We start from the raw sequence: 26,469 nt of genomic DNA, 5'->3' as shown, positions 1-26,469 counted from the left end.
AACAGCACTGGACGCTGTTCTCAACCACCTCGCAAAGACCTACCAGAAAATGGTATTGGTCTACTAGCGCTGATTTTATGGGGATCCCTCAGCACCGCGGCGGCCTTTATCCTTTTCAGCAGGGCGATGACTCTGCATCGGGAGGCAATTAATGAAAGCCCAGCCGAATAAGGTTCACTGGGCAATATAACCCTTCGCAACCGTCTATTTCCACGCAGTCAGCGCGGCGTAATTGTTCCGCCGTTTTACCTTCGCCGTGGATAGCCTTAATGACGCCCGTCACGCCATTTCCTGCCACCATAACCCTGCTGCCTGTTGAGATAGCGTTACGGTTACGATCGTAAGTTTTCATGGTTTCCTCCTCTTATCACGTCGCTGAACGGGATGGTTAGCGGCTTTTTTAATACACCTTTTTCCGGTGAATTTTTTTGAGCTTTATCAAAATCATGCCCGTTTTTACCTGTTCTCATCCGTCAGAGCGACGGGTGAGAACAGGGCTATTGCGCGCGGCAGCTGGTATATACCGTTCCTGAACGGGCCACATCGTTAAATAAGCTCACGCCGGAAAATGCGATGCCGATAGCTAATAAAAAGACAAAAAAAAGAACCGTTTTTTTACTGTTCTTTTGCTAAATCTTTGACCGGACGACTCGCGGGCCAGTGCCCGGCGCAACGCGTAGTGAGCTGCTGTTATCGCTCATCAGGAACCGTCCTCTCAACCTCAGACAGGATAAAATGTTACGGGTGACCGCGCTGGAATTATAAAACACAGATGTCAGTCAGGTTGCCGTTTGATGAACAAATCATTAACCTTGCCAGGCTCTGAAAAATAGCGAAAGATGACTTTATTCGGGTCAGAACAGTATGCAATAAAATCCTGAGGGATATATGAGTCAAGATGTCACAGGAAAGATGTTAAAGCCCGATTTTGATATGGAAGTCTCCGGGTTGGTGTACGGTTTTATTTTTCGGGAAGGGCATCAGCCGCTGCAAATCACCTCTCAGCAAGTGTGTTCCCGCTTTCACGAGCTGGACGGCGAAAATGATTTCGTCTGGCTGCATCTCAATCTCAACCACGCAACCGCCGAGAAGTGGCTGCTGACTCATTTCCCGGTTGCCGATTTTTTCTTTGAAGAGATCCGCGACGGCTCTCATACCACCCGCATTGAGCGGCAGGGCGACAATTTGTTTGCCGTGCTGAACGACGTCATTTTTCATCCCAAAGAGACCACCGCAGAAACCTCGACGCTGTGGCTGTACTGCAGTCAGAAGCTGGTGGTGACCGCGCGCTATAAACCGCTGCGCTTTATTGAATGGATGCTGCCGCGGCTGGCGACATTAAACGTGACTTCTTCCACCGCGCTGCTGGCCTTTCTGCTTGAAGATCAGGAGGAAGTGCTGGAACAGGTGGTGCGCCAGGCAAGTCGCCACGTCGATGACATCGAAGAGCGGCTGCTCACCAATCATGTCCAGCGCAACCGTGCCGACCTGGCGCGCCTGCGGCGGATGCTCCTGCGCTTTCAGCGGCTGTTGGCCCCGGAACCGGCGGCGATGTTTCGACTCCTCAACCGTCCGCCAGCGTGGATCGACCGCTCCGTGGTTCAGGAGTTTCGCCAGTTCACCGAGGAGTTTACCGTAGTGCTCAACGATCTCTCCGGGCTGACCGAGCGTATCAGCCTGCTGCAGGAAGAGATCAGCGCCCGGCAAATGGAAAAAAGCAACCGCACGCTATATACCTTGACGGTCATTACCGTGCTGGCGCTACCTATCAATATTGTGGCGGGGTTCTTCGGCATGAACGTCGGGGGGATCCCGCTCTCGACCAACCATCACGGGTTTATCCTGCTGGTGCTGCTGGTCGGCGGATTTACCCTTGGGGCCGGATATCTGGCCTTTCGGCGACGGGACGATTTGTGAGTCGGGGGCCCCGTTCGGGCTGTGCCCGCGGCGTTTAACACCGCCGGGGCTGTGCGGAACGCCTACGTTAAATCGCGCAGTGCGGCAAGCAATCCGTTGACGCCTCTTTCCAGCTTCTCCCGGGGGCAGCCGGCATTGAGGCGCACAAAACCGACGCCGGCTTCGCCGTAGGTATACCCGGGCATTATGGCGACCTTCTGCACCTCGATGAGCGCTTTTTGCAGCGCGCGGTCGTCCACGCCGAGCGGGCGCAGATCGATCCAGGCGAGATAGGTGGCCTGCGGCGGCTGCCAGTTCAGCTGCGGGAAGGCCTGATTGAGCGCCTGAGCAAGATAGCGCATGTTGTCCTGCAAATAGGCCCGAAGCGCGTCGAGCCACGGGGCGCCTTCACGGTAGGCGGCAATATGGGCGACCAGCGCCGGTACCGAGGGCGATGAGAGTCCATCGCGCCCCTTCAGCGCCGTCAGATAAGCTTCGCGGGATGCGACATCATCAATCAGGCCGTAAGCGCCGGTAAACGCGGGAATATTGAAGCTTTTTGAGCCGGAAGTGAACAACGCCCACGGCCCGCGAGCGACATCGCACCACGGCGTATGACGATGTTCGCCCCAGACCATATCCATATGAATCTCATCGCTGATGACCTTCACGCCGTGCTTTTCGCACAGCATAGCCATGGTCTCCAGCTCCTCACGGCGCCACACTTTTCCGGTCGGGTTATGCGGGCTGCACAGCAGCAGCAGCGTGTTGCGCGGCTCCGCCAGCGTACGTTCAAGCTGCGCCATATCGCAATGCCACTGGTTATCCCGATAGCTCAGCGGGACCGGCGCAACGCGACGCCGGTTTCCTGCGATGGTGTTATAAAAAGCATCGTAGGCCGGTGTATGGACAACCACGCCGTCGCCTTCGTCAGACCACTGGCGAATCATCTCTGCCACCATGTAAATGACCGACGGGCCATAGACGATCGCATCGCGACTCACGGGGGTGTGAAAACGGCTGGCGTACCAGTGGGCGACCGCGCCAAGGAACTCATCGTTTTTCCAGCGGCTGTAGCCGAATACGCCGTGCGCCAGGCGCTTGCTGACGGCATCAAGAATGCAGGGGGCGGTGGCGAAATCCATATCGGAGATAGTAAAGGGGAGCAGGTCGGCGGCGCCGAAGCGATCGGCTACATAGTCCCATTGCGTACACCAGGTGCCGTGGCGATCGACAGGCGTTGCAAAATCAAACATTGACACTTCCTTCATCAAAGCCCCCTCCGGGTCAGGAGGGGGCGGACGTTTATGCCTGGACGGTATTCATCAGGACGGCCATTTCATCTTTCACCGACTGAACCTGAGGGCCGATAACGACCTGCAGGTTATGCTGATTCAACTGCACCACGCCGATGGCGCGGTTGGCTTTCAGCGCGGCGCTATCCACTTTGCTCATGTCGTGTACCGACAGACGCAGGCGGGTAATACAGTTATCCAGGGAGACGATATTATCGGCCCCGCCCAGCGCGGCCAGAATTGCCGGTACGTTGTAACCGGATTTCCCGCTGACGCCAGCCACGGCTTTGTCAAAGGCGGTCTGGGTGTCGATATCGCGGCCCGGCGTTTTCAGGTTGAAGCGGGTGATAGCGAAACGGAAGATGCCGTAATACACCGCAAACCAGATAGCGGCAACCACTGGTACCAGATACCATTTGGTTGACAGACCGTGCAGAATGCCAAAAACCACGAAGTCAATGATGTTCCCGTCGGTGTTGCCGATAGTGACGCCCAGCACCGCCATAATGGTGAAGCCGAGGCCGGTCAGCAGAGCGTGAATAACATACAGAACCGGGGCGACGAACAGGAACAGGAACTCCAGCGGTTCAGTGGTGCCGCCGACAACGCAGGCGATCACGCCGGAGATCAGCAGACCTTTAATTTTATGACGGTTTTCCGGCCGTGCGCAGTGATACATTGCCAGCGCCCCACCCGGCAGGCCGCCGAGGAATGCCGGCATTTTACCCTGCGACAGGAAGCGGGTGGCGCTTTCTGAGAAGCCGTGGGTTTCCGGGCAGCTCAGCTGCGCCTGGAAGATAGTCAGCGCACCGCTGACGGTATGGCCGCACACATCCATGGTCCCGCCCGCTTCGGTAAAGCGAATCAGCGCCACCAGAATGTGGTGCAGGCCGAACGGCAGCAGTAAACGTTCGCCGGTACCGAAGATCATCGGTCCAAAGTCGCCGGCGCTGTTAATCACGTGACCGAGCGCGTTGATCCCCATGGCAAAGACCGGCCAGACGAGGGGGATAACCAGGCCGACCAGTCCGAGCACCACGGTGGTGATAATCGGCACAAAACGCGTACCGCCAAAGAAGGCCAATGCGTCGGGCAGGCGGATATTATGAAAACGCTCGTGCAGCATCCAGACAATGATCCCGGCGATCACCGCCCCAAGGATCCCGGTATCGATCGACTGAATACCGATGATGTTCTGGATATTGTTGGCTTTCAGCACCGCGGCATCGGTCGTGGGCAGGATCCCTTTCGCGGTGAGCCAGAAGTTCACCGCCAGGTTCATGACCGCATAGCCGACGAAGCCGGCGAAGGCCGCCACGCCTTTATTTTCGCGCGCCAGCCCCAGCGGAATCGCAATACAGAACATCACCGGCAGGAAGCTAAAGGCGAAGGAGCCGACTTTGCTCATCCAGACAAACACGGCCTGCAGCAGCGGAATATCGAGCCATGGCAGCAGGGTGAGCACATCGTGGCTGCTTAAAGAGCTGCCGATCCCCAGCATGATCCCGCAAAAAGAAAGCAATGCCACGGGCAACATAAACGTTTTTCCTAACTGCTGGAAAAACTCCCACAAGGTAATTTTTGGTGTCGTTTTTGCCGTCATTAACACGAATCCTGATTTTTCAGTGGTGGGTAGGGTATAACGCTACGGCAAGATAAAACGTTTTATCACTTTTTAGTGCGATAAAAATCACATAATCAGGCGATAATAACGTTTATAAAGGTAACTCATTGATAAAACGTTTTATCGACCGCCACAGGGAGACGGTTGCAGCTATGGCTATCGCAAAAAAGATCACCATTAACGACGTTGCGCAGGTGGCCGGAGTCTCGGTGAGTACGGTGTCACTGGTGCTGAGCGGCAAAGGCCGGATATCGTCGGCCACCGGCGATCGCGTCAATCAGGCGATTGAGCAACTGGGTTTTGTGCGTAACCGCCAGGCGGCTTCGCTGCGCGGCGGGCAGAGCGGCGTGATTGGTCTTATCGTCAGCGACCTCTCCAAACCGTTTTATGCCGAGCTCACCGCCGGGCTGACCGATGCGCTTGAGTCCGAGGGCAAAATGGTCTTTCTTACCCAGGGCGGCTATGGCGGGGAAAAAATGCGTCAGCGCTTTGAAACCCTGATTTCGCAGGGCGTAGACGGGGTGATTATCGCTGGCGCTATCGACAAAGGCAGCGAACTGCGCGATCGCGCCGCAGAGGTCGGCATGCCGTTGGTGTTTGCCTCCCGCGCCAGCTACCTCGATGATATCGACCTTATCCGTCCGGATAATATGCAGGCCGCGCAGATAGTCACCGAGCACCTGATCCGCCGCGGACACCAGCGTATTGCCTGGCTTGGAGGACAAAGCGCTTCGTTGACGCGTGCGGAGCGGGTGGGCGGATACTGCGCGACGCTGCTCAAATACGGTCTGCCGTTTCACAGTGAATGGGTCGTGGAGTGCGAATCCAGCCAAAAGCTGGCGGCCGAAGCGATGGCCTCGCTGCTGCGCCAGAACCCGACCATTACCGCCGTGCTGTGCTACAACAACGTGATTGCCACCGGCGCGTGGTTTGGCCTGATGCGAGCGGGGCGCCAGAGCGGTGAAGACAGCGTGGAGAGCTATTTTGAACAGCGCGTGGCGCTGGCGGCCTTTGCCGAAGTCCCGGAAAGCGCGCTGGACGATGTGCCGTTGACCTGGGTCACCACGCCTGCGCGCGAGATGGGTCAAAGCCTGGCGGAATGTATTCTACGCCGTCTGGAGAAGGGGCCGATGAGCGCGAGAAATCAAATTATGCCCCCGCGGCTGGTGACCCGAAAATAGCCCCTCGAAAGGGGCCCGGATGTTAACTATGGTTCCCGCATATTTGCCCGGCGGCGGCTGCGCCTTCCCGGGCCTGTGTGATGTTAGCGGTTGCCACGTTGCCGTAGGCCCGCGCAAGCGAAGCGCCGCCGGGCGTTAACAGGCAAACGGAGCCCCTCGAAAGGGGCTCAGATGTTAACTATGGTTCCCGCCTGCTTGCCGGTGGCGGCTGTCTTACCAGGCCTGTGTGATTTGAGCGGTTGCCGCGTTGCCGTAGGCCCGCGCAAGCGAAGCGCCGCCGGGCGTTAGCAGGCAAACTGAGCCCCTCGAAAGGGGCTCGGATGTTAACTATGGTTCCCGCCTGCTTGCCGGTGGCGGCTGTCTTACCTGGCCCGTGTGATTTGAGCGGTTGCCACGTTGCCGTAGGCCCGCGCAAGCGAAGCGCCGCCGGGCGCTGGCAGGCAAACTGAACCCCTTGAAAGGGGCTCAGATGTTAACTATGGTTCCCGCATATTTGCCCGGTGGCGGCTGCGCCTTACCGGGCCTGTGTGATGTTACGGCTGCGGTGCGACCGGCGGTGCCACTTCTTCAGGCAGGGTTTCCTGCGGCTCGCCGCCAGGGGCTGCCGGCAGAGTGAAGCCAAACATTCCCGCGAACTCGTCCAGCGGCATTTTCTGCCCGTTCAGAGTGACCTGACCCTCGGCATATTGCAGACTGGAGGTAATCGCGTTGTCGTCCATCGTGGTAATGCGGAACATCTGTCCCATGGCGGCCAGACCTTTCACCTGCTGGTCTGCCAGTTTCGCCGCATCTTCTGGCCGGTAGCCTTCGAGGCCGGCAATCTGAGTCATAAAGGCGGTGGCCATATCGACCGGAATGACCAGCTTGCTGTCGAGCGACTTGATGCTGCGATCCACTTCATCCGCCAGCGTTTGCGGCTCAGCGGTGGTCTGCGCAGGATCTTTTAGCAGAACGGACATATTAAAGGTGCTTTCCCCTTTGGCATTACGCCAGCTCAGCGGAGCGATAGTCAGTGACGGATTGCCCTTCAGCAGAATCGGCAGCGCTTTAAAGAAGGTTTCCGTCAGCGCCTGCTGATACAGCTCAGGATTTTGCGTCAGCTGCGGATTCGCCATCAGCGCCTGGGCTTCGGCATTGTACTGCTGGCTGAACTGATGCCAGGCCTGACCATCCAGATTCGCCAGCTTGACGGTCAGCTTACCGCTGCCGATATCCTGGTTTTGCAGCTTCAGGCTGTTGACGGTGTAATCCAGCTGGCTGTTAATCCCTTTACCGTCTGCGGTCAGCGAAGACTGACCATCGATGTTCATGCCTTCCAGCAGGGCCAGCTCTTTCCCTTCAACGCCAATCGACAGTTTATCCAGAGAGATTTTTTGCTTACCGATACGCTCATTGAAGTCGGTCATCTCGGTGGCGCCGTCGGTTTTCAGGTTATTGAAGTTCAACTGGACTTTCTGGTTGTATTCATTGAGCGCGTTGATCTGGCCGCTGCTCGCTTCGCCACTCAGACTCACGGCTTTGCCTAGAGCATCCGCATCGAGCTGGAACTGACCGCCGCTGAAGGCAACTTTCTCATCGCCTTTCGCGTAATCCAGCGGTTTCAGAACGATAGCCGACCGGCTGTCGCCGCTATAGGCAATGCGGGTATTGATGGTAAACGGTGATTCGCCTTTGGCGATATCAAACAGCCCTTTGCTGGCATCGTTATTGACCAGCGTGGTTTTGATGGACGCCAACGCCGGGGCAAGCTGGCCGGATTTCAGCGCGGCTAGCGGGAAGGGGCCGTGATCGACCCCTTCATCAAACACCAGTGACTGCCCGGCAGCCAGCCAGCTGTTCTCTTTACCGGCAACCGGCTTCACCACCAACTGCAGGCGGCTACTGAACACGCCGCGCTGGTAGTTTTGCCATGACAGTTCGACGCCTGCTTCCGGCGCGCTGCGCTGTAGCTGCGCATTGACCTGTTGCACGACTTCGGCGAGGCGGTTTTCCAGCTGTTTCCCTGTATACCAGGCGCCACCTGTCCAGATGACGCCCAGCGCCACGATAATTCCTGCTGCGACCAGCGATTTCTTCATAGCATTTGTCCATAAATAAAACCAGGCGGATCGGGCCGCCTGGTGATGTTGTCATGATGAGGGAAAGTCTAGCAAGCGCGACTAAAAAGTTCAGTAACTTACTTGAGCTTATTAAAGACGCGCGCCAGACGACCGCTGCCGCTGACCTGTACCGGCGACTCGTTACAGCCAATAAAGGCCGACTCGCCCGCTTTCAGAGGCAGACGCTGTTCCCCCTTACGCAGAACCGCTTCGCCTTCCACGCAGAAGATGATGGCCGCGCTCTGCTGCGCGAGGGGGGATTCCTGTGCCGAGAGATCGTGCAGGGAGAAGGCGAAATCATCGACCGGAATCGGGAAATCCAGCTCCGCCTGGTGTTGCACCGGCTGAGTCAGCAGCTCGTCGGCCGGTTTGGCGACAAACTTGACGTTGGCAACCAGCTCAGGAATATCGATATATTTCGGCGTCAGGCCGGCACGCAGAACGTTATCGGAGTTGGCCATCACCTCCAGCGCCACCCCTTGCAGGTAGGCATGCGGCGTTTCGGCGAACAGGAACATCGCCTCGCCGGGATTCAGCTTCACCACATTAAGCAGCAGCGGAGAAAACAGGCCGCTGTCGTCGGGATAGAATTCGGCGATCAGGCGGATGGTCTGCCACGGTTCGCCTTGTTCGCTATCCAGCGCTGCCCGCAGTACGCTCAGCGCGTGGGTTTTTTCCTCACCCTGCATATTCAACAGTCCGGCAAACAGCTGGCTTAAGTGTTCCGCGTCCGGCTGGCGAAGGAACTCGCCTATTGCGGGATTCGCGCTGGCGACGGGTTGCAGCAGGGCAACGATTGCGGAAAACTCGCGGAACGCGTTCATCGCCAGGAATGGCGTCAGCGCAAAGACCAGCTCCGGCTTGTGGTTCGGGTCTTTATAATTACGCTCGGGGGCGTCCAGCGGAATACCGGCAGCATTCTCTTTGGCGAAACCAATTTCCGAGGCCTGCTTGTTCGGGTGAACCTGAATAGAGAGCGGCTGGGCGGCGCACAGCACTTTAAACAGGAACGGCAGTTCGCCGAAACGCTGCGCAACCTTGTCGCCGAGCAGCGCGGACTTGTCGCCGTCAATGATCTGGCGCAGCGCGCGCGGGCGACCGTCAGCGTCGAGAATTTGCGAGCTACTCTTCGGGTGCGCGCCCATCCACAGCTCCGCCATTGGCAGGTTGTCCGGGTTGGCGATACCATAAAGTTCGGTTAATGCGGTGTGGCTTCCCCAGGCATAGTTCTGTACTGAGTTAATGAGCTTTTGCATTCTCAATCCCTGTTGCTACATGATAATTATCGCTCTATTAAACCAGCAAACCGCCAGGAAGCAACTGCTGAAAGAAAAAGTCGTCCCTGTCTCAGTTTTTGTTAAAATTTTGTGTAAAATTGATCGACTCGCTTTTCTACAGGCAAATGGAGTGTCTGCCTGAAATATAATCAGCCCAGCAGTAAGTGAGAGCACAATGTCGAATAAACCGTTTGTTTATCAGGATCCTTTTCCCCTTAAAAAGGATGACACCGAGTATTATCTCCTCAGTCGTGACTACGTCTCCGTCGCCGAATTTGCCGGCCAGGAAGTCCTGAAGGTTGAACCTCAGGCGCTGACCCTTCTGGCGCAACACGCTTTCCACGATGCTTCCTTCATGTTGCGCCCGGCGCACCAGCAGCAGGTCGCCGATATCCTTAACGACCCGCAAGCCAGCGAAAACGACAAATACGTCGCTCTGCAGTTCCTGCGCAACTCCGATATCGCGGCCAAAGGCATTTTGCCGACCTGCCAGGATACCGGTACCGCAATCATCACCGGTAAAAAGGGCCAGCGCGTGTGGACCGGCGGCGGCGATGAAGCGGCGCTGGCGCAAGGGGTGTATAACACCTATATCCAGGACAATCTGCGCTACTCGCAAAACGCGGCCCTGGATATGTATAAAGAGGTCAACACCGGGACGAACCTACCGGCGCAGATCGATCTTTATGCCACCGACGGCGACGAATACAAATTCCTCTGTATCGCCAAGGGCGGCGGTTCGGCCAACAAGACCTATCTGTATCAGGAAACCAAAGCGCTGATTACCCCGGCGAAGCTGAAAAGCTACCTGGTTGAGAAGATGCGCACTCTCGGCACCGCAGCCTGCCCGCCGTACCATATCGCCTTCGTGATTGGCGGCACCTCGGCGGAATCAACGCTGAAAACCGTCAAGCTGGCTTCGACCAAATATTATGACGGCCTGCCGACCGAAGGTAATGAACATGGTCAGGCGTTCCGCGATATTCAGCTGGAGCAGGAACTGCTGCTGGAAGCGCAGAATCTTGGCCTCGGCGCGCAGTTCGGCGGCAAATACTTTGCCCACGATATCCGCGTAGTGCGTCTGCCGCGCCACGGGGCCTCCTGCCCGGTGGGGATGGGCGTCTCCTGTTCCGCTGACCGCAATATCAAGGCCAAAATCAACCGGGAAGGGATCTGGCTGGAGAAGCTGGAAAGCAACCCGGGCAAATACATTCCGGAGTCGCTGCGTCAGGCCGGTGAGGGTGAGGCGGTGAAGGTGAATCTCAATCAGCCGATGAGCGAGATTCTGGCCCTGCTGTCGCAGTACCCGGTATCGACCCGGCTGTCGCTCAGCGGCACCATTATCGTGGCGCGCGATATCGCTCACGCGAAGCTGAAAGAGCTGCTGGATAACGGCGAAACGCTGCCGCAGTACGTGAAAGATCACCCGATCTACTACGCCGGTCCGGCGAAAACGCCGGAAGGTTACGCCTCCGGTTCGCTCGGCCCGACCACCGCCGGACGTATGGACTCCTATGTCGATCTGCTGCAGTCCCACGGCGCGAGTATGGTGATGCTGGCGAAAGGCAACCGCAGCCAGCAGGTGACCGACGCCTGCCATAAACACGGCGGATTCTATCTCGGCAGCATCGGTGGCCCGGCAGCGGTGCTGGCGCAGCAGAGTATCCGCAGCCTGGAGTGCGTGGCGTATCCGGAACTGGGGATGGAGGCTATCTGGAAAATCGAAGTGGAAGATTTCCCGGCCTTCATTCTGGTGGATGACAAAGGTAACGACTTCTTCCAGCAGATTCAGTCCTCGCAGTGCACACGCTGTGTGAAATAATCGAAGCCGCCCTCCGGGGCGGTTTTTTTATGTCGTTTAGCGGCACGAACGAACAATATAACCTTAAAAATTTGACCAATACTTAACCCTTTATAGCAGGTGAGCTTTGTCGTAATTACGTACTTTGTATTCAAGGAGAAAGTAATGACAACGCATCGCAGTGAAAAAGACTCTATGGGCGCTATCGAGGTGCCCGCCGATAAGCTATGGGGCGCGCAGACCCAGCGTTCGCTGGAACATTTCCGCATCTCGACGGAAAAAATGCCGGGCGAACTGATTTATGCGCTGGCGCTGACCAAACGGGCGGCGGCGAAGGTTAACCAGGATCTGGGATTACTGGCGGCAGAGAAGGCCGGGGCGATTATTCAGGCTGCCGATGAAGTGCTGGCCGGCAACCATCCCGATGAATTTCCGCTGGCTATCTGGCAGACCGGCTCCGGCACGCAAAGCAACATGAACATGAACGAGGTGTTGGCCAACCGCGCCAGTGAACTGCTGGGCGGCGTGCGCGGCATGGAGCGCAAAGTTCATCCTAATGATGACGTGAATAAGAGCCAGAGTTCTAACGACGTCTTCCCGACCGCGATGCATGTCGCGGCGATTATCGCGCTGCGCGAAGCGCTCATCCCCCGGCTCACGGTGCTGAAACAGACGTTGAGCGACAAAGCGGCTGCCTTCAACGACATCGTTAAAATTGGCCGCACGCACCTGCAGGATGCGACGCCGTTAACGCTGGGACAGGAGTTCTCCGGCTGGGTGGCGATGCTGGAACATAATCTGCGCCACCTTGAACTGAGCCTGCCGCACCTGAGCGAGCTGGCGTTGGGCGGTACCGCCGTTGGCACCGGTCTGAACACCCATCCTGAATATGCCGTGCGGGTGGCGGCGGAACTGGCGACCCTCAGCGGTCAGCCGTTCGTCACTGCGCCAAACAAGTTTGAGGCCCTGGCGACCTGCGATGCGCTGGTCCACGCCCACGGGGCGCTGAAGGGGCTGGCGGCCTCGTTAATGAAGATTGCCAACGATGTGCGCTGGCTGGCTTGCGGCCCGCGTTGCGGGATTGGTGAAATCGCCATTCCGGAAAATGAACCCGGCTCGTCAATTATGCCTGGCAAGGTTAACCCCACGCAGTGCGAAGCGCTGACGATGCTGTGCTGCCAGGTCATGGGCAATGATGTGGCGGTCAATATCGGCGGGGCATCCGGCAACTTCGAACTCAACGTCTATCGTCCAATGGTGATTCATAATTTCCTGCAATCGGTGCGCCTGCTGGCGGACGGGATGGAGAGTTTTAATGAGCACTGCGCGACCGGTATTGAACCGAACCGCGAGCGCATCGCCCAGTTGCTCAATGAGTCTCTGATGCTGGTCACGGCGCTGAATACCCATATTGGCTATGACAAAGCGGCGGAAATTGCCAAAAAGGCGCATAAGGAGGGGCTGACCCTGAAAGCCTCCGCGTTAGCGCTGGGCTATCTGACGGAGGCCGAATTTGACAGCTGGGTGCGTCCGCAAGAGATGGTGGGCAGTATGACTACTCGTTAGCCAGCCACAGATGCAGGCGCGGGATCAGCAGCCTGAGCGATTGCGCCTGCGGCTTATAGCGATACTGCACATTATCCGCATCGTAGTTCAGCAACTCGCCGATATCCGGCACGCTTCCCCCCTGCGTGCCGGATATCAGCGTGATAAGCGGGCCAGGGCAGGCGTACTGCACCTGTTTCTGCTCACCGGCGTACCAGACGCGGGCAATAGGCTGGACCTTCACCGGCCGCTTGATCTTAAGCTTTGCCCGCTGCGGCAGAGCGGCGATATCCTGATACTCTCGCTCCAGTTTGCTTTGCCACTGCTCGCGCGTCCACGGCGGTACCGCGCGCGGCGATTGCAGGCTTTTTTCCAGCTGCAGCAGCACCTCATCACGAGTGAGATTTTTAATCACATGCTTATTAGCCCAGCCGAAGCGAATGGTGCTCGGGTCGCATAGCACCGTCAAGGTGCGATAGGCGCTGAGGGTGATAAGCCCCGGCAGATGACGGTGGACCCATTCAAAACGCGCCGCGGTGGGCAGGCCGGAATCGACGGTGACAATTTTTTCGAAAGTGGCTTTCAGCGCGTTAATGTGGGAAATGTTCTGCAGTAACGCCGACTGCTCCTCGCCAGCGGTTTGCAGACAGATAGCGCCGGGGAGGCGGACCGCCGCCTTGCTGCTGCGGCTTTCCGATTGTTGCTGAATGAACAGATGGCTGTAGTGCCTGAGCGCCATCTCCAGCGCCGGTTGACCGATGTGCTGGACCACCTCAATGGTCTCCAGCGGGTCGTGTTCCGCCTCTTTACTGACCGCCGGCAGTTCAAACACCCGGGCGGCCAGCAATCGGCAGGCGCGCAGGCGTTGCTGGAGCAGCTGGAGCTCTCGCTCCAGCTGGCGAAAGGTATCATTCAGACGTTCAACGAGGTCATAGCTGGCCATAGTGCCCACCTTAGTTACAACATACTGTTTGATTTTAACTATACGCAGGCCGAAGCACCTGCGCAAGTGGGGTCAGGCAGCGCTCAAATTGGGCAACTGATGATAGACTGGCCAGCTAAAACAAAAGCGAGCGCCGCCCAGAGAACTGGCACCGCAGCTCACCTCGCCAGACATGGCCTGGGCGATACTGTGAACAATCGCCAGCCCAAGCCCGCAGCCGCCGGTGGCCCGGTCACGGCTAGGATCGAGACGGACAAAGGGCTCAAACACCCGCTCGCGTTCCTCCGGGTCGATGCCCGGGCCGTCATCTTCAACCTGTAAGGTTGCTCGCGAACCCTGTAGCGTCAGGCTGACCTGAATCCGCTGGTTGCTGTAGCGCAACGCGTTGTTGACGAGATTATCCAGCACGCGTTCCATCAGACGCATATCAAGCGCGCCGTAATCCCCGGCGACCACCTCATGTAACGCCACATCGCGTTGGGGATTAACCATCTGAATCTCTTCAACGTGCGCCGCTATCCAGGCGGGGAAATCAGGCGTCGTCAGATGAAGTTCGTTCTGCGGACGGTCCAGGCGGGCGTAGGTCAACAGCTCCTCGATTAAGGCTTCCAGCTGACCAATATCGCGGTTCAGCGCCTGGGATTCCGCGTCGGTCAGGTTTTCACTCATCTCCAGACGATAGCGCAGACGCACCAGCGGCGTACGCAGCTCGTGGGCAATCCCGTCGATCAGCAGTTTCTTGCTGGCGATCAGGGCGTTGATATTGTCGGCCATCTGGTTAAAGGCCACGCCCAGACGTTCAAAGCTGGACATACTGTCGAAATGAATGCGTTCGGTAAAATGCCCCTCGCCAAAGCGCTGGGCCGCGGTCTCAAGGCGCAACATATCCTGCCAGTGGGGACGCATCCAGATAAACACCGGAAAGGCCAGCGAAATGGCGATGAAAGCCATCAGGGAGACATCCAGCAAACGCATCTCATGGAGGAAATAGAGATAGGGGACGGGGCCTACCGACAGAACGTAGTGGCTGCGCGGGATACGTTGAATAAAGGTGTACTCATCATCGAGGGCGACAATATCCCCGGCGCGCAGATGCTGCATCGAGTTTTCTGAGAGCTTATATTTACTCAGCGGCTCAATATGCAGATCGAATGACAGATTAAGATCCAGCTCCTTTAGCGTTTTGCTCCAGTCGCGGGGCGGGGTTTCCCGCAGCTCGCTACGCATCAGATACAGTGAGCTTTTCATCAGATCGTCCAGCGATTGCCGACCCGCACGTTCGGCGGTGAATTTATACACCAGCCCCACCAGCATGGTCATCACCAGGAAGCAGACGAACAGCAGAAGGTAAAACTGCACAAACAGCTTTTTCATAAAATACCACCGAAATATAGACGGTTAACTATATCGCTTTTCCGTTCATGAGCGCTACCGGCAGGCCGATATTCGCCCGCCCGATTCACCGGCCGTGCTCCGCATCCAGCGGTTTAACTCGCTAATATGGCTGCCCGAGCGTAAAACGGGTCGTGATAGCGGCATAGCACGAAGAGGCGTCCGGCGCGCGTCGGGGAAGCGGCAGCGAATTGTCGGGAATCGTCAGTGCGCCTGCCGATGGCAGGCGCCAGGAGACGCCAGCAAAAACCACCCGCAGGTGGTTTTGTCGTGGTTACGGCCGCAGGGACGTTAATTGTCCCAGGCGTGAGGAGCGAACAGATACCCTTTATTGCGCACCGTCTTGATGCGATAGGGCTCGGTCGCGCTGTCGAGCAGTTTTTTGCGCAGGCGTGATATCGCCACATCCACGCTGCGATCCATCCCATCGTAACTGACGCCGCGCAGGTTTTTCAGCAGCGCATCACGATCCATAATCTGTCCGGCGTGGGTGGCCAGTTCCCATAACAGCTCAAAATCAGCCGTTGACAGCGCCACGCTCTCGCCACCGAGCAGCACCTGACGGTTAACCGGGTCGATGAGCAGGGAACCGAATGCAATCGATTTATGCGGCGTAAGCGATGTCGGGGTATGGGCCACGGGAGTGGCGACGTGCTGGCGTAAATGCAGGCGCAGGCGCGCCAGTAATACGGCAGGCGGCGTGGTCTTCAGAATGTAATCGCTGGCGCCCATTTCCAGCGACAAAATATGGTTCATATCGCTGTCAAGCGAGGTGAGCAACACAATCGGACCTTGCCACTGGCCGCGCAGATCGCGGCATAGCGTCATGCCGTCTTTGCCTGGCAACATAATATCCAGCAACACCAGGTCGGGTTTCTCCCGCGCGATAACCTCTTCAGCCCGGTCACCTCGCGGCTCAACCACCACTTCCATATCGTGCTTTCCGAGATAAGCGGCGATCAGAGCGCCAACTTCCGGATCATCCTCAACAAAAACGATCTTATTCATATCTTACTTGTACTGGAAAAAGAATTAACATACACCGCCGCCAGGCTACCTGCCATTACTCTTTTATAAAAAAGACGTCATCCTTCACACTGTCCCGGCGTTCGCTTCGCGCGTTGGGCGCCCGGCGGGTTAACCAGGCTCGGGAGGGGGCGATGTGAATGATATTGTGAATATATGTACTTCCGTTATGCTACATCAACTTGTTGTTTAAATGTTAAGGCTAAAGGAATGGGGTTGTTGATTAAAGGGCTGCTCGGAGCGCTGGTCGTGGTACTTATCGGTATACTGTCTAAAAGCAAAAATTATTATATTGCCGGTTTAATTCCGTTATTTCCGACCTTCGCCCTGATTGCACATTATATTGTGGCCAACGAGCGCGGGATTGAGGCGCTGCGAACCACGATAATCTTCGGGATGTGGTCAATCATTCCCTATTTTATCTATCTGCTGTTGCTCTGGTACTTTATCGGCATGATGCGCCTGCCGTGGGCACTGGCGGGCGCAGTTGGCGGCTGGGGGCTGTGTGCCTGGCTGCTGATCCTCGTCTGGAGCCGCTGCCACTAACGCAGGTGTCTGCCGCCATCCACGGCAAAAGAGCGGCCCGTAACGAACCGGCTGGAGAACAGATAATCGAGCAGGTCGATAATCTCTTTTTCGCCCGCCACGCTTTTCATGAGCGATTTATCCAGCGCCTGCTGGCGATATTCAGCGTCGTCGCCCTCGTTAAACATAATTAGCGAAGGGGCAATGGCGTTAACCTTAATCTCCGGCGCCAGCTTGCGGGCAAATGAGCGGGTCATATTATCCAGCGCGGCTTTACTGGCCGCATAGGCAATATGTTTATCGCTGCCGCGTTCAACGACATAGTCAGTGATATGAATAATGTCGCTGGCAGCGTGCCCGTGCCCGCGCAGGAGCGTTTCCAGCGCATGGTTGAGCAAATAGGGGGCATGAACGTGGATCTGCATCATGCTGGCCAGCACCGTGGTGAGCGGAACGCCCGGCTTTTCAGCCATCCAGCCGCTGGCGTTATGAATGATAGCGCGCAGCCCGTCGGCGGCGTGGAGTTTGACCGCTTCGGCGAAGGCCATTATCTGGTCATCGGTACTAAAATCGGCGGCAAGACAGATGGCTCCGGCGTCGCGCAGCGCGTCAATGGCCGGGTAGTGCGTGCGATAGCTGACGATAACAGGCTGCTGCTGCTCCAGAAAATGGTGCGCCAGCGCAAGGCCGATGCGGCGGCCTCCACCGGTGATAAGTATCGGGCGAGGCTGTCGGACAGTCATGGGTATCTCCTTTGAGTTCAGCAGCAGGGCGACCGCTTACCCCACCAGCATCCACGTTGCCGGTATAGCGGCAACCAGCAAAAAACCAATTAAGGCTAATTCACGGCGTTTGAGCATGCGATCGTGCTGGTGCGTACGGCGAGCGTACAGGAACACCAGAAGACCCGGAGCGTAAAGTATCACTGACAACAATAAATGCACAGGGCCAGACGCATATAATAACCATAAGCCATAAAGACATGCGCCGACACCGACCGCCTTATGCAGCGGACGTACCGCAATCTTCAGCAGGAAGGCGCCCACGAGGAAATAGGGCACCAGAATCATCTCGGAGGCGATGGTCAGTAACGTATTGTAGTCAGACCTGGTCAGCCAGATCAGCACCAGCGATACCTGAACGCTGATATTGGTTAACCACAGCGAGGCCGACGGGGCGTTGTTTTTATTCTGCCGGGCGAAGCGGCGCGGAAATGCTTTATGCGTCGCGGCGAGCCACGGGACTTCTGCCGCCATAATGGTCCAGCTCAGGTAGGCGCCGCACACGGAAATAATCAGCCCGGCAGCGATGACCACTTCGCCCCATGAGCCCATCATCTTCACCATCAGACCGGCCATCGACGGATTACGCATTTCGGCCAGCTCCGGACGGGCGACCACGCCTAACGAGAGCAGAGTCACCAGCAGATATACCGTCAGCGCCGAAAGGACCGCCAGCAGCGTCGCGCGGCCGACATCCTGTTTATTGCGCGCACGCGCGGAAACCACGACCGCGCCTTCCACACCGATAAATACCCACAGGGTGATCAGCATGGTGTTCTTCACCTGTTCCCAGACCGGTACGCCGAGCGCCAGGCCGCTAAAATCAAGGCGGAACCTCTCCAGACGAAAGGCGATAACGGCGAGAAGAATAAAGGCGCCGAGCGGGATCAGCTTCGCCAGGGTGGCGACCAGGTTAATGCCTGCGGCGGTCTGGACGCCGCGCAGGACCAGAAAGTGCACGATCCACAGCAGCAGCGAAGCGCCTACGATGGCCTGCCAGGTATTACCGCTACCGAAAATAACGGCGTCCGGAGTGTCGGTAAAGAAGCTGAGCGCGGCAAAGACAATCACCAGATAAGAGACGTTGGCGATCACCGCGCACAGCCAGTAGCCCCAGGCCGAGCAAAAACCGACGACCTCGCCGAAGCCTTCGCGGGCATAGGTGAAGATACCGCCGTCAAGATCGGCGCGAATACGGGTCAACAGCAGCATAGCGAAGGCGAGGAATAAAATCCCGACGCCGGTGATCGCCCAGCCAATCAGCAGAGCCGCAGGGCTGGCGACGGCCGCCATATTTTGCGGCAGGCTGAACACACCTGCGCCCAGCATTGAGCTCAGTACCAGTGCGGTCAAGGCGCTGAGGCCCAGTTTCTTTTCCATTGTATTCTCGGGGTGACGGCGGTGAATCAAGAATATTTATTTGGCGAAATCGCATAAAAATGGAGGATTACGCTAAGGCGCGGGATTTTACGGAGTGTCTTGGGTGCATGCAATGGCGGCGGATGAAAAAAAACAAAAAGGCGGCAAAATGCCGCCTTTTTGCCCAGGTCGACGCGATTATTTATACAGGTCTGCGCTGATGGTGATGTTGCCGCCACGTTCCTGCCACTGGCGGGTAATGTGGTAGTACTTCGCCCCTTTCTTCGCCGCGCGCTTGGCGGTCTGGTACGAAATCTCGGTCATGTTGCCGTAATTACCGGTGAACTTGATGCTGTCAAACGGCACCATCTGGGCGGCGGTTATCTTGTTCACTTCTTCGATTTTGGTGCCATCCGGCAGCGTGACGGTGTAACGTCCGCCTTTTGATGACTGCGTTTCGAAGAAACGACCTACGCCGGTACCGGAACCGACCGCTGCGCTGGTGGCAACGCCTGGAATTTCGACGTTTTTCGCGGCGCTACCGCCTTCAGCCAGCGCTGCGCGCCCGGCTTCAGAGTCGGCCGGGATCGCGTCCGGGCTCTGCAGAACGCGTTTTTTCGCATCGGCTTTATAGATATAGGCAGTGATACGCTGGTTGCCGCCCTGGTTGGCATCAACCTGACGAACGATAAAGAAGGAGGCGGCGCCTTTGGCTTTCGCCGCTTTGGTGATCGCATCATTCACTTCCGGCTGGCTGCGATAAAAGCCCTGCACGGTCACGGTATCAAAAGGCTCAAGCTCGACGGCCTGATCCTTAGGCAATTCCATGACGCCATTAATGACGCGATTTTTCGGGGCATCCGCCTGCGGGGCATTGTTTTTATACAAATCCGCCGTTACGCGCCAGTTGCCGCTGTTGCCATAATCAGAAGTGTCGACAACATAAAATGAGGCAGCGCCATCTTTGTCCGCTTTGCGGGACATGGCTTTTACCGCATCGCCGATGGCAGTAAAACGGCCCGTGATCACGACACGATCGTAGGGTTTTAGCGCCGCCGCCTGCTCCGGAGTCAGCTCGGTCGCTGCATGGGCTGACAACGCTGTCGTAGCCAGGAGAGCAGACGCCAGGAGTGAGTTCTTAAGCTTCATAAAAATAATCCTTTGCCTTGCGCAAACCATGTACTGGTATTGTTGTTGACTGATAACGCTCGATTATTGCATTTAAAAGGCGTGACTGTCTGCGTCATTTTTTGCTTACCGCCCGAAACGTGCATCACAATAATATAACAATTTCTGATATGTTGAAAAAACAGCCGCTTGACCAGCAAAATTGATAATTAATACCACTTTTATAAGTTAACATAATGTTAATGGTGTGTTCTTGCTGGCGATTAATGGCGTATAACAGCATCAGTTAAGCGATTTATCAGGTCTGGACATGAATTTAAGGTAAATATTGCTGCCTGACACGGTTCACGATGCGTTTTACCAATAAAATCAAAATTTCTGTTTTATCGCAGTAGATCACAATCGCTATTTTCAGTAGGTTATAAAAAGTTTGTTACTGTTTCATTTTTTCAGTCAATGGCAAAGAAACGGCATGTTTTGCCGCTTAACCGTCGTCTGTAAGAAAAGAACAACCATCATCAAAAACCGATGGAAGGGAAAACTATGCGTATCGGGGTACCAAAAGAACGGTTTGCCAATGAAACCCGCGTCTCTGCCACGCCGAAAACGGTGGAGCAGCTGCTAAAACTCGGGTTTACCGTTGCCGTTGAAAGCGGCGCGGGTCATCTGGCAAGTTTCGATGACGAAGCCTTTGTCCAGGCGGGTGCTGAAGTTGTAGACACCGCTGAAGTCTGGCAGTCATCCATTATTCTGAAGGTGAACGCACCGGAAGAACATGAAATTGCATTACTCAATCCGGGCACTACGCTGGTGAGCTTTATCTGGCCGGCGCAAAATCCTGAGCTGATGCAGAAATTAGCGGCTCGCGACATCAACGTGATGGCGATGGATTCGGTGCCGCGTATTTCCCGCGCCCAGTCGCTGGATGCGCTCAGCTCGATGGCCAACATTGCCGGCTATCGTGCGATTGTGGAAGCGGCTCACGAATTTGGCCGCTTCTTTACCGGCCAGATCACTGCTGCCGGGAAAGTCCCGCCGGCGAAGGTCATGGTTATTGGCGCCGGTGTCGCCGGACTCGCGGCTATCGGCGCGGCGAACAGCCTCGGCGCGATTGTCCGTGCGTTCGATACGCGTCCAGAAGTGAAAGAGCAGGTGCAGAGTATGGGCGCCGAGTTTCTGGAACTGGACTTTAAAGAAGAAGCGGGCAGCGGCGACGGCTATGCCAAAGTGATGTCCGAAGCCTTTATCAAAGCTGAAATGGCGCTGTTTGCCGCGCAGGCCAAAGAGGTGGACATCATCGTCACCACGGCCCTGATCCCGGGTAAACCGGCGCCGAAGCTGATTACCCGCGAAATGGTCGACTCGATGACCGCGGGCAGCGTGGTGGTCGACCTGGCATCGCAGAACGGTGGCAACTGTGAGTACACCGTGCCTGGCGAAGTGGTGACTACCGCCAACGGCGTGAAGGTCATCGGCTATACCGACCTGCCGGGCCGTCTGCCGACGCAGTCCTCGCAGTTGTACGGGACTAACCTGGTCAACCTGCTGAAGCTGCTGTGCAAAGAGAAAGACGGCAATATCGCCATCGATTTTGACGATGTCGTGGTGCGTGGCGTGACGGTGGTTCGTGAAGGCGAAGTCACCTGGCCGGCGCCGCCGATTCAGGTTTCTGCCCAGCCGCAGGCGGCGGCGAAGCCTGCTGATGCTCCGAAAGAAGCAGAAAAACCAGCCTCTCCGTGGCGCAAATACGCGCTAATGGCGCTGGCGATTATTCTGTTTGGCTGGCTGGCGAACGTGGCGCCGAAGGAGTTCCTCGGTCACTTTACCGTTTTCGCGCTCTCCTGCGTGGTGGGTTATTACGTGGTATGGAACGTTTCTCATGCGCTGCACACGCCGCTGATGTCGGTGACCAACGCGATTTCAGGGATTATCGTTGTCGGAGCGTTACTGCAGATAGGCCACGGTGGTTGGGTCAGCTTCCTGAGTTTTATCGCGGTGCTGATCGCCAGCATTAATATTTTTGGTGGTTTCACCGTTACTCAGCGCATGCTGAAAATGTTCCGCAAGAACTAAGGGGTAGCACATGTCTGGAGGATTAGTTACAGCTGCATACATTGTTGCCGCTATTCTGTTTATTTTTAGCCTTGCGGGGCTGTCAAAGCACGAAACCTCGAAGCAGGGTAACCTGTTCGGGATGGCCGGGATGGCTATCGCGCTGCTGGCGACCATTCTCGGGCCGGATACCGGCAACGTGGCATGGATAATCCTGGCGATGGTGATCGGCGGCGCGATTGGTATTCGTCTGGCGAAGAAAGTTGAAATGACCGAAATGCCGGAGCTGGTTGCCGTACTGCACAGCTTTGTCGGCCTGGCCGCGGTGCTGGTAGGCTTTAACAGCTATCTGCATCACGAAGCGGGTATGGAACAGATCCTGGTGAATATTCACCTGACGGAAGTATTCCTCGGCATCTTCATCGGTGCGGTGACCTTCACCGGTTCGATTGTGGCCTTTGGCAAATTGCGTGGCAAGATTTCGTCTAAACCGCTGATGCTGCCGCAGCGCCATAAGCTGAACCTGGCGGCGCTGGTGGTTTCCTTCCTGCTGCTGGTAGCCTTTGTTCGCACCGACAGCACCGGAACTCAGGTTCTGGCGCTGCTGGTGATGACGGTCATCGCGCTGGCCTTTGGCTGGCATCTGGTGGCGTCGATCGGCGGGGCAGATATGCCGGTCGTGGTCTCAATGCTGAACTCCTACTCGGGTTGGGCGGCGGCGGCGGCGGGCTTTATGCTCAGCAACGACCTGCTGATTGTGACCGGGGCGCTGGTAGGTTCGTCGGGTGCGATTCTGTCTTACATCATGTGTAAGGCGATGAACCGCTCATTCTTCAGCGTGATTGCCGGCGGTTTTGGCACCGATGGGTCCTCGACCGGTAGCGATGAAGAAGTGGGCGAACACCGCGAAATCAGCGCTGAAGAGACCGCGGAAATGCTGAAAAACTCGCACTCGGTGATCATCACCCCGGGCTACGGCATGGCGGTGGCGCAGGCGCAGTATCCGGTGGCGGAAATCACCGAAAGGCTGCGCGCTCGCGGCATCAAGGTGCGCTTTGGTATTCATCCGGTTGCCGGTCGTTTGCCTGGGCATATGAACGTGCTGCTGGCGGAAGCGAAAGTGCCGTACGACGTGGTGCTGGAAATGGATGAGATCAACGACGATTTCACCGATACCGATACCGTGCTGGTTATCGGCGCCAACGACACCGTTAACCCGGCGGCGCAGGACGATCCGAAGAGTCCTATCGCCGGGATGCCGGTGCTGGAAGTGTGGAAAGCGCAAAATGTGGTGGTCTTTAAGCGTTCGATGAACACAGGCTATGCCGGTGTTCAGAACCCGCTGTTCTTCAAAGAGAACACCCATATGCTGTTTGGCGATGCGAAAGCCAGCGTCGACGCGATTCTGAAAGCGTTGTAATGGTTTGCCATCCTAAATAATGTTTGATTCTGAAGCCGTCTCTGCTGAGACGGCTTTTTTATATATACAGCAAGGTCATGAATTGCTCATAAAATCGTCAGGCCGCAGTGCTATACTAAGCCTGTTTTTTCATCACTCTGAGGATATTATGGATACCGAATTAACCCCGGCGCAAATGGCAATCGAGTTTCTGCGTCGCGACCCAACAGCATTAACCCCCGCGCAGTACCTGAAAAAATTCAAACTTCTTGAGCTGGAATTTGCCGATTTGATGTCGCTCTCCTCCAGCGAGCTGAAAGAAGAGATCGATCATGCCTGGCGCTTAGGTATCCATTAAAAACTGTTGCTGTGTCTATATTGTCAATGACGGGGCCGTAAGGCCCTTTGTTTTTTCGCTAGCCGGGAAGACCGCGGACGAGAAAGCGCTAAAAAAATCCCCCGCCGAAGCAGGGGAACATGTTTTATACCGCATCAACCCGCGAGGATTAATCGTCGTCTTCGTCATCCATTTCAACCGGCGTTTTGTACTGCTCAGGTTTGAGAACCAGCAGGTCGCAGCGCAGATGGTCGATGACCTGCTCGGCGGTATTACCAAGAAAGGCCGCTGACAGTCCGGTACGTCCGACGGTGCCCAGAACGACAATCCCCGCTTGCAGATGTTCAGACAGGTCAGGAATGACCTCTTCCGGTAGCCCTTTTTCAACGTGGGTACGGTTTTCATCAATGCCGAATTTTTGCCGCAGGGCTTTCATGGCCAGCAGATGCTGACCGCGAATGGCATCGTTGTAGATACTGGGGTCAAAATCGGGTAGTTCGATAGCGATATTAATCGGCGTTACCGGGTAGGCGCCCACCAGATGGACTTCGGTATGGTTGACCTGGTCCGCCAGTTCGAGGGTTTCTTTAACCAGTTTTTCGTTTAACGCGTCGTGGTAATTTTCTTCGCTGGCGAGATTGACGGCCACCAGCGCCTTGCCGCCTTCCGGCCACGGCTGATCTTTAACCATCCAGACCGGACATGGACATTTACGCAGCAGATGCCAGTCGGTTGGAGTGAAAATAACGGCCTCCAGCTTGTCATGCTGGTGCGCCATTTTCAGCAGCAAATCGTGTTTGTCGCTGAGGATTTCCTGAATAATGGCTTCGAAGGGGCGATTGTGCCACACCACCTTAATATCAATAGGAATGCCGGACTCAATATAAAAGCGGGCCTGTTCTTTGATCCAGGCGCTACGTTGGCTGATAACGCCCTGGCGCATCGCCGTTCGCTCGTCGGGCGACAGCAGGGTCGTCATCTCATAGGAAAAATCGTAGATCGGCAAAAAGGCTTTGATGCGTCCACCAATCCGTTGGTGTAGATACACCGCGCGCCGCAATGCAGGCTGGTCGTCCTGATTGGGGTCGATTACTACCAGCATGTTCTGATACTTCGCCATACAGGGTCTCCTTACAACTGTAACTACAGTCTGTAATTAAAAAGATAACCCATATGGATGAAATGAAACAGGGGATGACCCTGGCCAGATCAACAAATCAGAAAAAAAATGAGCGATCTGGCGGGGGATAAAGAGGAATCAGGCGACGTTGCGGGCCTGACCTGCGAGCTGAGCAAGCAGGTCACTATTTTCGATGGTGATGTATTTGCCTTTTACCGCCAGCATGCCGCTTTTCTGGAAACGACCCAGCAGGCGGCTGATGGTTTCGACGGTCAGACCGAGATAGTTGCCGATATCGCCGCGGGTCATCGTCAGGCGGAATTCGCGAGGTGAAAACCCGCGCTGGGCGAAACGACGGGACAAATTATAAATAAAGGCCGCCAGACGCTCTTCCGCATTCTTTTTGGAAAGTAGCAGGATCATATCCTGATCGCCTTTGATCTCGCCGCTCATCAGGCGCATCATCTGCTGGCGCAGATTCGGCATTTTACCGGAAAGGTCGTCCAGGGTTTCGAAAGGGATTTCGCAGACCATTGAGGTTTCCAGCGCCTGGGCAAAGCTTGGATGCAGCGCGGTACCGATGGCGTCAAAGCCAACCAAATCACCCGCGAGGTGGAAGCCGGTAATCTGCTCGTCACCTTGTTCGGTAATGGTATAGCTTTTGATGGTACCAGAACGAATCGCATACAGAGATTTCAGCTCATCACCAGCTTTGAATAAGGTTTGCCCTTTCTGGATTGGCTTTTTACGCTCGATGATATTATCCAGCTGATCAAGCTCGTGCTCGTTCAGAGTAAAAGGGATGCAAAGCTGACTGATGCTGCAATCCTGACAATGGATTGCGCAACCGCCAGACTGAATGCGTCGTATAATTCTCTTTTCCGGGATCATAAGTCTGCTCAAGCCTTAATTGATATTGGTCAATTTTAACATCTTTTTGGTGAGCAGGTAAGCCTCGAACCCGTGAAACACGTAATATTAAAAGGGTAAAACTTTTACCACTTTTATCTCATTGATAACTAATGCAATATTCACCTGAACCTTATTGTAAAATTGCCTGATACTTCCGATAAAAAGCACGTAGCGTTAAAGAAGCAGATACCCCTCATGGCGCAATAACCACTCTTTCCGCTGCACGCCGCCGGCATAGCCGGTCATGGTGCCGTTTCGCCCAATAACACGGTGGCAGGGCACGACTATGCTGACTGGGTTTGAGCCGTTGGCCGCGCCGACCGCGCGCGCCGCGCCTGGGCGCCCCAGTGCTTCCGCCAGCTGGCCGTAATGCATCACCTGGCCGCAGGGAATGGTGCGCAGGGCTTGCCAGACTTCACGTTGAAAAGGGGTGCCTGCCGTTGCCGTCGGCAGCGTCTCGATGATGCCGAGATCGCCGGCGAAGTAGGCATCAAGCTGGTGACTCAGCCCGCCGGGATTGCGGGCATCGATGCGCTGATAACCTTCATCACGGTAGTGCAGATCAAGCAGTTGCGTCATACGGTCGCTATGCTCGTCCCACTCGACGGCGCGCAGGCGAAACTGCTCGTCGCATAGAATCCATAACGGCCCCAGCGGGGTGTCGATTTTGTCCTGCAGCAGTACCAGCATCGTTTCTCCTTGTTACCTGATTAACCAGATAATTATGCGCTACATTGACAAGATATCACGCGCTCCGTTCCGGCAACTATACTCCT

General features: G+C 56.1%; 22 protein-coding genes. 8 read left to right on the top strand and 14 right to left on the bottom strand.

Features of this window, described 5'->3' with window-relative positions:
- Positions 1-148: 148 nt before the first annotated feature.
- Positions 149-352 carry a putative selenium delivery protein YdfZ gene (gene ydfZ, locus CWM52_RS16550; protein ID WP_100685093.1) on the bottom strand — a complete coding sequence of 68 codons (204 nt, stop codon included), beginning with the start codon at positions 350-352 and terminating at the stop codon, positions 149-151.
- 536 nt (positions 353-888) lie between these two features.
- Here ydfZ and CWM52_RS16540 point away from each other — a divergent pair.
- Entirely contained in the window at positions 889-1,917 is a 1,029-nt protein-coding gene (locus tag CWM52_RS16540) for a transporter (RefSeq protein ID WP_100685092.1), read from the top strand.
- 62 nt (positions 1,918-1,979) lie between these two features.
- Here the strand turns inward: CWM52_RS16540 and CWM52_RS16535 are convergent, their stop codons facing one another.
- Both CWM52_RS16535 and malX read right to left on the bottom strand, forming a co-directional pair.
- On the bottom strand, positions 1,980-3,152 hold the full coding sequence (locus tag CWM52_RS16535) for a MalY/PatB family protein (protein ID WP_100685091.1): 1,173 nt from the start codon (positions 3,150-3,152) through the stop codon (positions 1,980-1,982).
- A 49-nt stretch (positions 3,153-3,201) separates the two neighbouring features.
- Positions 3,202-4,794, bottom strand: a complete 1,593-nt coding sequence (gene malX / locus CWM52_RS16530) for a maltose/glucose-specific PTS transporter subunit IIBC (RefSeq protein ID WP_100685090.1) — start codon at positions 4,792-4,794, stop codon at positions 3,202-3,204.
- 173 nt (positions 4,795-4,967) lie between these two features.
- Between malX and CWM52_RS16525 the strand changes: the two genes are divergently transcribed.
- Entirely contained in the window at positions 4,968-5,996 is a 1,029-nt protein-coding gene (locus CWM52_RS16525) for a Mal regulon transcriptional regulator MalI (RefSeq protein WP_100685089.1), read from the top strand.
- Positions 5,997-6,529: 533 nt separating this feature from the next.
- Here CWM52_RS16525 and CWM52_RS16520 read toward each other — a convergent pair.
- A complete protein-coding gene (locus CWM52_RS16520; protein WP_100685088.1) occupies positions 6,530-8,074 on the bottom strand; it encodes a YdgA family protein in 1,545 nt (514 codons plus the stop codon).
- Between the two features lie 98 nt (positions 8,075-8,172).
- On the bottom strand, positions 8,173-9,351 hold the full coding sequence (gene manA, locus CWM52_RS16515) for a mannose-6-phosphate isomerase (RefSeq protein WP_100685087.1): 1,179 nt from the start codon (positions 9,349-9,351) through the stop codon (positions 8,173-8,175).
- 196 nt (positions 9,352-9,547) lie between these two features.
- Between manA and fumA the strand changes: the two genes are divergently transcribed.
- Both fumA and fumC read left to right on the top strand, forming a co-directional pair.
- Complete coding sequence (gene fumA, locus CWM52_RS16510; protein WP_100685086.1) at positions 9,548-11,194, top strand: class I fumarate hydratase FumA; 1,647 nt, start codon at positions 9,548-9,550, stop codon at positions 11,192-11,194.
- 144 nt (positions 11,195-11,338) lie between these two features.
- Positions 11,339-12,739, top strand: coding sequence for a class II fumarate hydratase (gene fumC, locus CWM52_RS16505; protein ID WP_100685085.1), 1,401 nt, complete (start codon positions 11,339-11,341; stop codon positions 12,737-12,739).
- On the opposite strand, the gene tus is transcribed toward fumC, so the two are convergent.
- The 3 genes from tus to rstA all read right to left on the bottom strand — a co-directional run bounded on the left by tus (position 12,729) and on the right by rstA (position 16,061).
- Positions 12,729-13,661, bottom strand: coding sequence for a DNA replication terminus site-binding protein (tus, locus tag CWM52_RS16500; RefSeq protein ID WP_100685084.1), 933 nt, complete (start codon positions 13,659-13,661; stop codon positions 12,729-12,731). The two genes, fumC and tus, sit on opposite strands and share 11 nt — an antisense overlap.
- A 72-nt stretch (positions 13,662-13,733) precedes the next feature.
- Positions 13,734-15,035 (bottom strand): two-component system sensor histidine kinase RstB, encoded by a 1,302-nt coding sequence (gene rstB, locus CWM52_RS16495; RefSeq protein ID WP_100685083.1) that lies wholly within the window; start codon positions 15,033-15,035, stop codon positions 13,734-13,736.
- A 309-nt stretch (positions 15,036-15,344) separates the two neighbouring features.
- Complete coding sequence (rstA, locus tag CWM52_RS16490) at positions 15,345-16,061, bottom strand: two-component system response regulator RstA (RefSeq protein WP_100685082.1); 717 nt, start codon at positions 16,059-16,061, stop codon at positions 15,345-15,347.
- Positions 16,062-16,289: 228 nt separating this feature from the next.
- Here rstA and CWM52_RS16485 point away from each other — a divergent pair, with 228 nt between their 5' ends.
- The gene (locus tag CWM52_RS16485) at positions 16,290-16,625 is read left to right on the top strand and encodes a GlpM family protein (protein WP_100685081.1); all 336 of its coding nucleotides are present in this window, start codon (positions 16,290-16,292) and stop codon (positions 16,623-16,625) included.
- Here CWM52_RS16485 and folM read toward each other — a convergent pair.
- The 3 genes from folM to ydgH all read right to left on the bottom strand — a co-directional run bounded on the left by folM (position 16,622) and on the right by ydgH (position 19,894).
- Entirely contained in the window at positions 16,622-17,347 is a 726-nt protein-coding gene (folM, locus tag CWM52_RS16480; protein WP_100685080.1) for a dihydromonapterin reductase, read from the bottom strand. The genes CWM52_RS16485 and folM overlap by 4 nt on opposite strands.
- Before the next feature lie 36 nt (positions 17,348-17,383).
- Complete coding sequence (locus CWM52_RS16475) at positions 17,384-18,766, bottom strand: amino acid permease (protein ID WP_100685079.1); 1,383 nt, start codon at positions 18,764-18,766, stop codon at positions 17,384-17,386.
- A gap of 177 nt (positions 18,767-18,943) precedes the next feature.
- Positions 18,944-19,894: a DUF1471 family protein YdgH gene (gene ydgH / locus CWM52_RS16465; RefSeq protein ID WP_100685077.1), complete on the bottom strand. Its 951-nt coding sequence runs from the start codon at positions 19,892-19,894 to the stop codon at positions 18,944-18,946.
- A 522-nt stretch (positions 19,895-20,416) separates the two neighbouring features.
- Between ydgH and pntA the strand changes: the two genes are divergently transcribed.
- The 3 genes from pntA to CWM52_RS16445 all read left to right on the top strand — a co-directional run bounded on the left by pntA (position 20,417) and on the right by CWM52_RS16445 (position 23,682).
- A complete protein-coding gene (gene pntA / locus CWM52_RS16455) occupies positions 20,417-21,946 on the top strand; it encodes a Re/Si-specific NAD(P)(+) transhydrogenase subunit alpha (protein ID WP_100685075.1) in 1,530 nt (509 codons plus the stop codon).
- 10 nt (positions 21,947-21,956) lie between these two features.
- On the top strand, positions 21,957-23,345 hold the full coding sequence (gene pntB / locus CWM52_RS16450; RefSeq protein ID WP_100685074.1) for a Re/Si-specific NAD(P)(+) transhydrogenase subunit beta: 1,389 nt from the start codon (positions 21,957-21,959) through the stop codon (positions 23,343-23,345).
- Between the two features lie 148 nt (positions 23,346-23,493).
- The gene (locus CWM52_RS16445) at positions 23,494-23,682 is read left to right on the top strand and encodes a YdiH family protein (protein WP_004862559.1); all 189 of its coding nucleotides are present in this window, start codon (positions 23,494-23,496) and stop codon (positions 23,680-23,682) included.
- A 148-nt stretch (positions 23,683-23,830) separates the two neighbouring features.
- On the opposite strand, the gene uspE is transcribed toward CWM52_RS16445, so the two are convergent.
- The 3 genes from uspE to ogt all read right to left on the bottom strand — a co-directional run bounded on the left by uspE (position 23,831) and on the right by ogt (position 26,383).
- The gene (uspE, locus tag CWM52_RS16440) at positions 23,831-24,781 is read right to left on the bottom strand and encodes a universal stress protein UspE (RefSeq protein WP_100685073.1); all 951 of its coding nucleotides are present in this window, start codon (positions 24,779-24,781) and stop codon (positions 23,831-23,833) included.
- Positions 24,782-24,919: 138 nt separating this feature from the next.
- A complete protein-coding gene (gene fnr, locus CWM52_RS16435) occupies positions 24,920-25,672 on the bottom strand; it encodes a fumarate/nitrate reduction transcriptional regulator Fnr (RefSeq protein WP_004862555.1) in 753 nt (250 codons plus the stop codon).
- A 195-nt stretch (positions 25,673-25,867) separates the two neighbouring features.
- A complete protein-coding gene (ogt, locus tag CWM52_RS16430; RefSeq protein WP_100685072.1) occupies positions 25,868-26,383 on the bottom strand; it encodes a methylated-DNA--[protein]-cysteine S-methyltransferase in 516 nt (171 codons plus the stop codon).
- Between the last annotated feature and the right edge of the window lie 86 nt (positions 26,384-26,469).

Origin of the sequence: Raoultella sp. T31, assembly GCF_002806725.1 — a bacterium.
Taxonomy (GTDB): domain Bacteria; phylum Pseudomonadota; class Gammaproteobacteria; order Enterobacterales; family Enterobacteriaceae; genus Klebsiella; species Klebsiella electrica.
Note: the sequence above shows the minus strand (reverse complement) of the source record. Positions and strands in the feature narration are given on the sequence as shown.